Here is an 8,152-nt window from a genome sequence, read left to right on the forward strand (position 1 = left end):
ACCGAAGCGATAGCGTAGCCCGTAGCACGCCGACCTTGCCCACACAAGCGCAAGCGAAGTGTGGGCAAGGGCACGCCAAAAAAACTAAAACCTGACCATCATTTTTTTGTACAAAAATACAACAGAATCAATCTAAAAAGTGCGTATTTTTGTTAAGCAGTAAGTATGAAAATACAATTAGACCTACCTTTTACAGAACTGTACAGTGTGGAAATGCCCCTGAATAAAGTATTTGAATTTAAGCAAAAAATAAGAGCAAGGTTAATTGCTACCTTAGTGATTGTGTTCAGTATAATGTCTTCTAGCGCTTGGACACTATGGCATGGACCCTTGGTCAGATATTTTAGATATGATGTTTTACTTATCCCTTTAATCTCATTTTTGATGAAGTTGACAGGGGCTTTTGTTCTCTACTATCTGACCAAGCATAACATTGTTTTATTAGACGTGCATTCGGGTAAAGTTACTACTTACTACAAATTTTTCTTTACCGTATTTGTCAAAAATAGATTTGGGATCCAACACTACACGGTCAATCCTAAAAACTTGATGCTTTCCTACCGCAGAGAAGGCAGACTGTTTGTTTTGTACCTTAAAACTATGCAAGGCGTAGATGTGGTGTTGATGAAAGATAAGAAAGAGTCAAACATACAAAAGATTATCAGAGTTGTGCGAAATACTGCACTTTCACCTGAACCCGCTTACGAACAAACTTCTTGACATTTAGGAATATATCGTTTTTCTGCCAATGCTGTAATAAGTAAAGCCTAATTCCTGCATTTTGGATAGGGAATAAATGTTTCTGCCATCAAAAATGAGCTTGTTTTTTAAGTTTTGGCTTATTTGCTCAAAATCAGGAGTGCGATAGTCGTTCCATTCTGTCAGGATGAGCAAAGCTTCTGAGCTTATGAGAGCTTTGTATGGGTCTGTAAAATAGACAAGTTTATCACCATAAAGTTTTTGCACGTTTCGTAAAGCTTCAGGGTCGTGAACATGCAGTCTAGCGCCTTCTTGTAGCAAAGCATCTATAATAGTGAGTGCGGGTGCTTCTCGAATATCATCTGTGTTGGGTTTGAAAGCAAGCCCCCATATAGTAAGCTGCTTACCTTTGAGTTGATGATTAAAATGCTGTAAAACAGTTTGTATAAAATTGAGACGCTGCTTTTGATTAACTTTCATTACAGCATCTAAAATTTGAAAATCATAGTTATACTCTTTTGCTGTTTTGTACAAAGCTTGAACATCTTTGGGAAAACAAGAACCTCCATAGCCTATACCAGGGAATATGAACCTTTTGCCAATACGAGAATCTGTTCCAATACCTTTTCTGACATTATCTACATCTGCGCCTACCAGCGCGCATAAATTAGCAATTTCGTTCATGAAGGAGATTTTCATTGCTAAAAAAGCGTTAGCGGCATATTTTGTCATTTCAGCAGAACGAATGTCCATTTCTAACAAAGGATTACCTGATCGTAAAAAAGGTTCGTATAGTTCTTGCATAATTTTGAAAGCCTTTGGATTATCTGCGCCCACTACTACACGTTCAGGTTTCATGAAATCCTCAACTGCTACTCCTTCTTTGAGAAATTCGGGATTAGAAACTACGTCAAACTCAATTTGAGTGTATTTTTTAATAATTTCTTTCACTTTTTCGCCTGTGCCTACGGGAACAGTACTTTTGTTTACGATAACTTTGTACTCTGTTAAGTGCTTAGCAATAGCTTCGGCAGTTTTGAGTACGGCGTTAAGGTCTGCTGAACCATCTGCATTGGGCGGAGTAGGTAAAGCTAAAAATATTACCTTACCGTGCTGAATGCCCTCTACAAGGTTAGTGGTAAACTGAATTCTAGAAGCCTCTAGGTTTTTTCTTAGCAAAGTTTCTAAACCTGGTTCGTAAATAGTGGGAATTCCTTGGCGCAGCAAATTGACTTTATTTTCATCTATATCTACACATACTACATGATTGCCTGATTCAGCAAAGCAAACGCCTGTTACTAAGCCCACATAGCCTGTTCCGATAACGGTAATTTTCATATTTGTGGCAAAAATAGAATTAAGTTCAACACAGAGAAATTGAGCTTGTGTTCAAATTTAACTAAATCTAACTACTCAAATTAAATCAAAACCTGTGTAAGGTTGCAAACATGCAGGAATTTTGACATGAGCATCTTCGGTTTGGTTATTTTCTATCAAAGCGGCTACTACCCGCGCCATACCTAGTGCACTACCATTAAGTGTATGGGCAAGTTCGTTTTTCTTTTCCGCAGTGCGATAGCGTAGTTTTAATCGATTAGACTGAAAAGTTTCAAAATTACTTACGGAACTTACTTCTAACCATTTATCTTGGGCTGCGGAATAGACTTCAAAATCATAAGTTTTTGCTGATGCAAAGCTCATATCTCCTCCACATAGCAGTATGATACGATAAGGTAGTTCTAACTTAATGAGCAAGCTTTCCACATAGTCGCACATTTCTTGCAGGGCGCGATAAGAGTCTTCAGGTTTGGTAATTTGTACAATTTCTATTTTATCAAATTGATGTAAGCGGTTTAATCCACGTACATGCGCCCCATAGGAACCTGCTTCTCTACGAAAACAAGGCGTATATCCACAGTTTTTGATAGGTAAATCTTTTTCTTCAATAATCATATCTCGGTAAAGGTTGGTAATAGGTACTTCTGCTGTGGGAATCAAGTATAGTTCATCTTGGGCAATGTAGTACATTTGTCCATCTTTATCGGGGAGTTGTCCTGTACCGAAGGCACTTTCTTTATTGACTAAAATAGGTGGAGTTACTTCTTTATAGCCTGCGGCAACGGCATTGTCTAAAAAAAAGTTAATCAGGGCGCGTTCTAATTTGGCACCTTTACCTTTGTATACGGGAAAGCCTGTTCCTGTTACTTTTGCTCCCAGTTCAAAGTCAATAATGTCTAATTTTTTAGCTAATTCCCAATGGGGTAGTGGATTGGGAAATAAGTTCGGTTTTTGACCACCTTCTTTGACAAGTACATTATTTTCTGCACTTTTACCTTGTGGCACTGAACTGTGTGGTGTATTCGGAATGAGAACTAATATCTCTTCAATTGCTTGTTCAATAGAGTGTAATTCTCTGATTAGGTTTTCGGCTTGACTTTTGAGAGAAGCACTTTCTGCTTTTTTTTGCTCGGCTTCTTGTTTTTTACCTTGTGCAAAAAATTGTCCTATTTGTTTAGAAAGCTGGTTTTGTTGGGCTTTTATATCATCGGATTGTTTTTGGATTTGGCGGCGTTTTTCATCCAGTTCTAGAACTTTGTCAATCAGTTCTATCTGTGAAAAGTGTTTAACTTGCAGGCGTTGAATAGCTTCGTCTTTATGTTGTCTAAGGTAGGCTAAAGTTAGCATAATACTTGCAAAAATAGGGATTTTGGATTTTATTTAGATAGATTTTTTATTTTGGGCGTGCCCTTGTGAACAAAAGCCGACAAGGGCGGCGCGCTGCGGGCTACATGTGGAATGTTCTCTCCCTTGTGTCAGCAAGGGACATGCCCAAAGTTAAAAAATATCTTTTCAGACCTGCTAAAAATAGCAGCTATAAAGCGTTACCATACTCTTTTTTTTTACAGCTGTTAGCTTCAATACAACACTAACTTGTGGAAGCTAATTTTGTTGCCCTGCACTAATTTGACAATATAAACGCCCTGACCTACGTCCTGTAAAGACACAGTGTAGATGTTTTCACCTATGTTTTGCCCTAAAAACTGTTCTTTTACTATTTTACCTTGCAAATCAAAAATCTGAACTGCTATATTTTCAGCCATGATACTTACAATGTCAAAAAATACTTCATTGTGGGCAGGGTTCGGGAACATAACAGGTTCAGGAATATATTCAGGAATACTTATGTCAGCAACTTCTTCATCTTTCAACAAAACGTTAGTAGCCGCAATAGTATAATCTAACAAGCTATTTGCGTTTGAAGGGGTTGCACCATATACACGGTAGTAGTAATTTCCTGCGGGCTTATTAGAAAGAGAAATTACTTCGTTAGTAGTTCCTGAATTGTATGAACCTGTTTGATAAGTACCTCCTACGTATAGCTCCATGTTATAGTTGTCAGGCAGGTTAGAAAGAGTAACTTTAAGATTAGAGGTAGAGGTTAAGGTTACTTTGAACCAGTCATAATCTGTACTGCTGCCGCATATTTTACCTTGTTTTGAGGAGTTTAAAGCAAGAACAGTTGCCGTAGTAGAAGAGTTGTTGCTTTCATTAGGATCGTAGCAAGGGGGTTGGGTAGTAAAGTTTTGTATTGAAGAGAAAGCTGATGAGCCACTGCCACAATTAGTTCTTACTCGCCATTGATAGGAGGTAGAGGCGCTTAGCCCTGACAAGTTAAATAGCAAAGCTGTAGTATTTTGACTTGTCCATGTTGAAGCAGATGCAGGTTTGTATTCTACCGTGTAAGAAGTAGCCCCTGTAACGGCGTTCCAATTCAAGGTAGCTGTGGTAGTATTGATATTAGTAGTACTAAGTCCTGTGGGTACATTGCACGGCGGTGCTGAAGTGGTAAAAAGAGTAGATGCACTAAATGCACTGTTGCAAAAACTTCTTACTTGCCACTCATAATTTGTACTGTGGTTTAATCCTGTAACTGTGTATGAATTAGTAGTAATTCCTGAGTAAGTTGTCCAAGCAGAACTGCTAACGGGTTTGATCCGAACTTCATAAGTAGCTACACTTGGAACAGCATTCCAGTTTAGAGTTGCACTATTAGTGCTAATAGAAGTAGTAGAAAAAGTAGTAGGATTATTGCAAGGTGTGCAATTCCAATTAGCTATCCATCCTGATGCAGTAGTGGCTGCGTCAGATACAAATCTAAAAGTAATTGCTCCACTAAGTGCCGTGATAGTTCCTGGCGAAGTTGTACCTGTGTAAGTACCAATTAGCGGTGCCGTGGTAGAAGTGCCATCATAGGCATATAAGAAATCATATCCATTTTCTAAACTAAAACTGGTAAAAGTTACACTCACGGAAGAAGCTCCCGTAGGGGCTATCGTGAAAGTATAATCTTCACCGTTACTGTAATTAGTACTGTTCCCTCCGCTATCCATCCAAGTTCCTGCGCAAGTAGTAGCGCTATTAGGTTCTGTGGTAAAGTTTTGTGCAGTGGAATAAACAGAGCTTCCCGAGCTACAATTTGTTCGCACTTGCCATTGATAAGCACTATTAGCACTTAATCCCGATAACTTGTAGGTAGTAGCAGTAGTGTTAACCGTTGTCCATGTAGAGCTTGAGGAGAGTTTGTATTGAATGGTATAAGAAACTGCACCTGTTACAGCAGACCACGAAAGTTGAGCGCTATTAGAGGTAACATTCTTGGTGGCTAAGCCTGTTGGTACATTGCAGGTAGCAGTTAGAGTAGTAAAATTTTGTGAAGCAGAATAGGTTGAACTTCCTGCACTGCAGTTTGTACGTACTTGCCATTGATAGCTTGTACCACTACTCAAACCTGAAAATGTAAAATTTGTACTCGTAGTAGTATAGGATGTCCATGCGGTAGAACTGGCAGGTGCTATCCGTACAGTGTAAGAAACAGCACCAGAAACAGCTGTCCAAGATGCAGTAGCACTATTAGTAGTGATGCTATTTGTGGTTAAACCTGTGGGAGTGTTACAAGGGGAAGTAGTAATATTATTTATGAGGTTATAGTAGTTTGCCCAGTTCCAATGTATTCCTGGATCAGTGTGGGTTTGAGCAGGGTAGTGTTGATGTCCTTTGATTTTATAAGAAGAGGGTAAAGTTACTAAGCCACTATGTGCAGGTCCATTATAGCAGCTGGTTTTAGGAATGCCATAATCATCGCAAATGTCGCGCACTAAGGCTGCTGAAGAATTGTACATAGCAGGTGTATACCAAGAAGGGTTGCTTACATAGCCTTCGTGTTCAATACCAATCGTATAGGGATTAGCACTTTTGGCATGCCAAGCGCTATGCATTTCGCGTACCATTTGAGTAACTTGCCCATCAGAAGAACGAATTACATAATGGGCAGATACATTTGAAGAAGGATTTTGAAACCAAGAGATACATCCTGCATAGCTACCTTGTACTGTATGAATTACTATGGCTGAAACGCTAGAACTTCCTCTTGATGAATAATGTGGGCTAGCAACCCATAAAGCAGGGGGATAATCTGTAGTGATAGTTTTAGTAGTAGCATTGAGGTTAATCTTTGGGCTTTGTAGTATTTTGAGGGTTTCTTTATCAAAAATATTTGCCATGTCCACGGGTATAGGATCGAGATGAACGCCTGCCGCATCAAAGCCTTTTTGTGCATGATAAAAAATGTCATAAATGTACACGTTTCTTGCATAAGTGTTGATTTCATCTTTGTAGTTAGGAATTTCCATAAACTCCTCTAATACAGGCTTATAAGTTTTGAGGTCTAACAAGGTAGCTCTATGTTTTTGAATAAGTGCTTCAAGATAAGCGGCTACGCATTCAATCTGTAATGCAGGATTATTCAAAAATTCACTTATAGATACACGATTGTATTCACACACTGTTAGCAAATTATTTTTGAAATAGCCTTTTCCATCTTTAACTAAGCCAAATAAACCGTATCTATTCGGTTGATGATGCTCTTCTTCGGAAAGAGGTTGTAAGTTTTCCATCCTAGAAGCGCTATAAGCCATGCTTTCTAACAGCCCGTAAGGAATATTCGGATGCTTTTGATAAGCCTTTGAAAAAGCCTTTTGTAATGAATTTGCTTCTTGTCCAAGTACGAATTGAAAAAAGAATAGAATTAAAATAACGAAATAAGTACTTCTTTTCATAAATTGAATAACCTTGCTTTTTGCAAAAGTAAGCGCAAAATCTCAAATAAGCAAAAAATTTGCTCTAAACGGCTAACCAATTGTTTAGACTTTTAGCTACCTGCCCTGAATATAGTCATTTAGTTCTTGTATAGAGCTGCTGTGTCTAAGCTCTTTGTTAACTATATAGTAGCGTCCTTTATCACAAGTGTAAGCGTAAGCGAATTTGGCAATTTCAAGTTTTGTGTTTTCAAAACTGAACAAACGCATAATTTCAGCAACCTGTGAAGCTAACATACAGTTATTCCGAATAATCTGCTTAGCTACAATTAAACGAGTGTTTTCGATGCTATTGGCTGAAATAGTTTGTTTTGCTTGGGTAAAAGCAGCTGCATCCAAAGTAGGTGCAGGGCAACCGTAAGGTCCGCTGTAATCTGGAAGGGGAGAGTTCGTAGTATTCCAAGGATTTCCCCAAGGATTGTTCCAATTTTGCATTTGATTAGGATTAAATTGCCCACTACCTGTTTCTTGAATATATCTGCTTAATTCCTCTTTTGAAGTTGGAAAAGTTAGAGCGTTATGTACCACAAAGTACCTACCTTGGTCGCAAGTATGTGTATAAGCAAATTTAGCTACTTCTAATTTTTCGTTTTCAAAGTTGAACAAACGCACTAATTCTGCTACTTGCTGAGAAAGTAAGCAATGGTTGGCGATAGCTTGTTTAGCAATACTCAATTGTACATTCCCAAAGGGCTGGTTTTTAATGGTTTCTTTTAGGGCATCAAAATCTCGGGCGTTCAATGTAGGTGCAGGGCATCCATAAGGTCCGTTATATCCTTCTATGGGCGGAGTAAATGCAGGAGTAGGCGACCAAGGCTGGGTTCCCGTAGGTACAAGGTCGTACTGATATAAGCTGTTGATTTGCAGTACATAGCTCACTCTTGTGTTAGGGTACAGTAAAACAGTTTTATCTACAACAGTGTAGGAGAGTATTCCTGTGTGTCTGTTTATTTTGATATTGTGTGTACCTGCGGGTATGCCGTCAAGCGTGATGGTAGGTTGAGGGGTAGGATTTTGAACTGCGTTATCTAATAAAACCGTAATAGGTTCGTTATTGAGGGTAGAAATAACTATGCTACAAAGCCCAGGTTGGGCAGTTATTTGGGCAAAGCTTGTTGCAAAAAGACTAAATAGAATGAGAAGAAAACTTTTCATAGATTTTAAGGTTAAACTTTAACGCAGTGGGCAAAGGATATGCCAATAGAATAATTTTTAGTTTTATTTTTTTGGGCGTGCCCTTGTGGGCGTTTCGCTGCGCTCATGCCCACAAGGTCGGCGTGCTACGGGCTACGCTGACG

6 protein-coding genes are annotated in these 8,152 nt (G+C 38.8%); 2 read left to right on the top strand and 4 right to left on the bottom strand.

The window, feature by feature from the left end:
• Window positions 1-165 precede the first annotated feature (165 nt).
• Entirely contained in the window at window positions 166-720 is a 555-nt protein-coding gene (locus tag NZ519_09450; protein MCS7028978.1) for a hypothetical protein, read from the top strand.
• 3 nt (window positions 721-723) lie between these two features.
• Here the strand turns inward: NZ519_09450 and NZ519_09455 are convergent, their stop codons facing one another.
• The gene (locus NZ519_09455; GenBank protein MCS7028979.1) at window positions 724-2,037 is read right to left on the bottom strand and encodes a UDP-glucose/GDP-mannose dehydrogenase family protein; all 1,314 of its coding nucleotides are present in this window, start codon (window positions 2,035-2,037) and stop codon (window positions 724-726) included.
• A 75-nt stretch (window positions 2,038-2,112) separates the two neighbouring features.
• Window positions 2,113-3,384 carry a serine--tRNA ligase gene (serS, locus tag NZ519_09460; GenBank protein MCS7028980.1) on the bottom strand — a complete coding sequence of 424 codons (1,272 nt, stop codon included), beginning with the start codon at window positions 3,382-3,384 and terminating at the stop codon, window positions 2,113-2,115.
• A 65-nt stretch (window positions 3,385-3,449) separates the two neighbouring features.
• Here serS and NZ519_09465 point away from each other — a divergent pair, with 65 nt between their 5' ends.
• Window positions 3,450-3,629, top strand: coding sequence for a hypothetical protein (locus NZ519_09465; protein MCS7028981.1), 180 nt, complete (start codon window positions 3,450-3,452; stop codon window positions 3,627-3,629).
• Here the strand turns inward: NZ519_09465 and NZ519_09470 are convergent.
• The gene (locus NZ519_09470; protein ID MCS7028982.1) at window positions 3,615-6,815 is read right to left on the bottom strand and encodes a fibronectin type III domain-containing protein; all 3,201 of its coding nucleotides are present in this window, start codon (window positions 6,813-6,815) and stop codon (window positions 3,615-3,617) included. The two genes, NZ519_09465 and NZ519_09470, sit on opposite strands and share 15 nt — an antisense overlap.
• Window positions 6,816-6,911: 96 nt before the next feature.
• On the bottom strand, window positions 6,912-8,009 hold the full coding sequence (locus tag NZ519_09475) for a DUF4476 domain-containing protein (GenBank protein MCS7028983.1): 1,098 nt from the start codon (window positions 8,007-8,009) through the stop codon (window positions 6,912-6,914).
• Between the last annotated feature and the right edge of the window lie 143 nt (window positions 8,010-8,152).

The organism is Bacteroidia bacterium, assembly GCA_025056095.1.
In the GTDB taxonomy this organism is placed as follows: Bacteria; Bacteroidota; Bacteroidia; order JANWVE01; family JANWVE01; genus JANWVE01.

Excerpts from the sequence above, each read along its gene's own strand:
- serS (MCS7028980.1), bottom strand. The coding sequence starts at position 3,384 with ATGCTAACTTTAGCCTACCTTAGACAACATAAAGACGAAGCTATTCAA.
- NZ519_09450 (MCS7028978.1), top strand. The coding sequence starts at position 166 with ATGAAAATACAATTAGACCTACCTTTTACAGAACTGTACAGTGTGGAA.
- NZ519_09455 (MCS7028979.1), bottom strand. The coding sequence starts at position 2,037 with ATGAAAATTACCGTTATCGGAACAGGCTATGTGGGCTTAGTAACAGGC.
- NZ519_09470 (MCS7028982.1), bottom strand. The coding sequence starts at position 6,815 with ATGAAAAGAAGTACTTATTTCGTTATTTTAATTCTATTCTTTTTTCAA.
- NZ519_09475 (MCS7028983.1), bottom strand. The coding sequence starts at position 8,009 with ATGAAAAGTTTTCTTCTCATTCTATTTAGTCTTTTTGCAACAAGCTTT.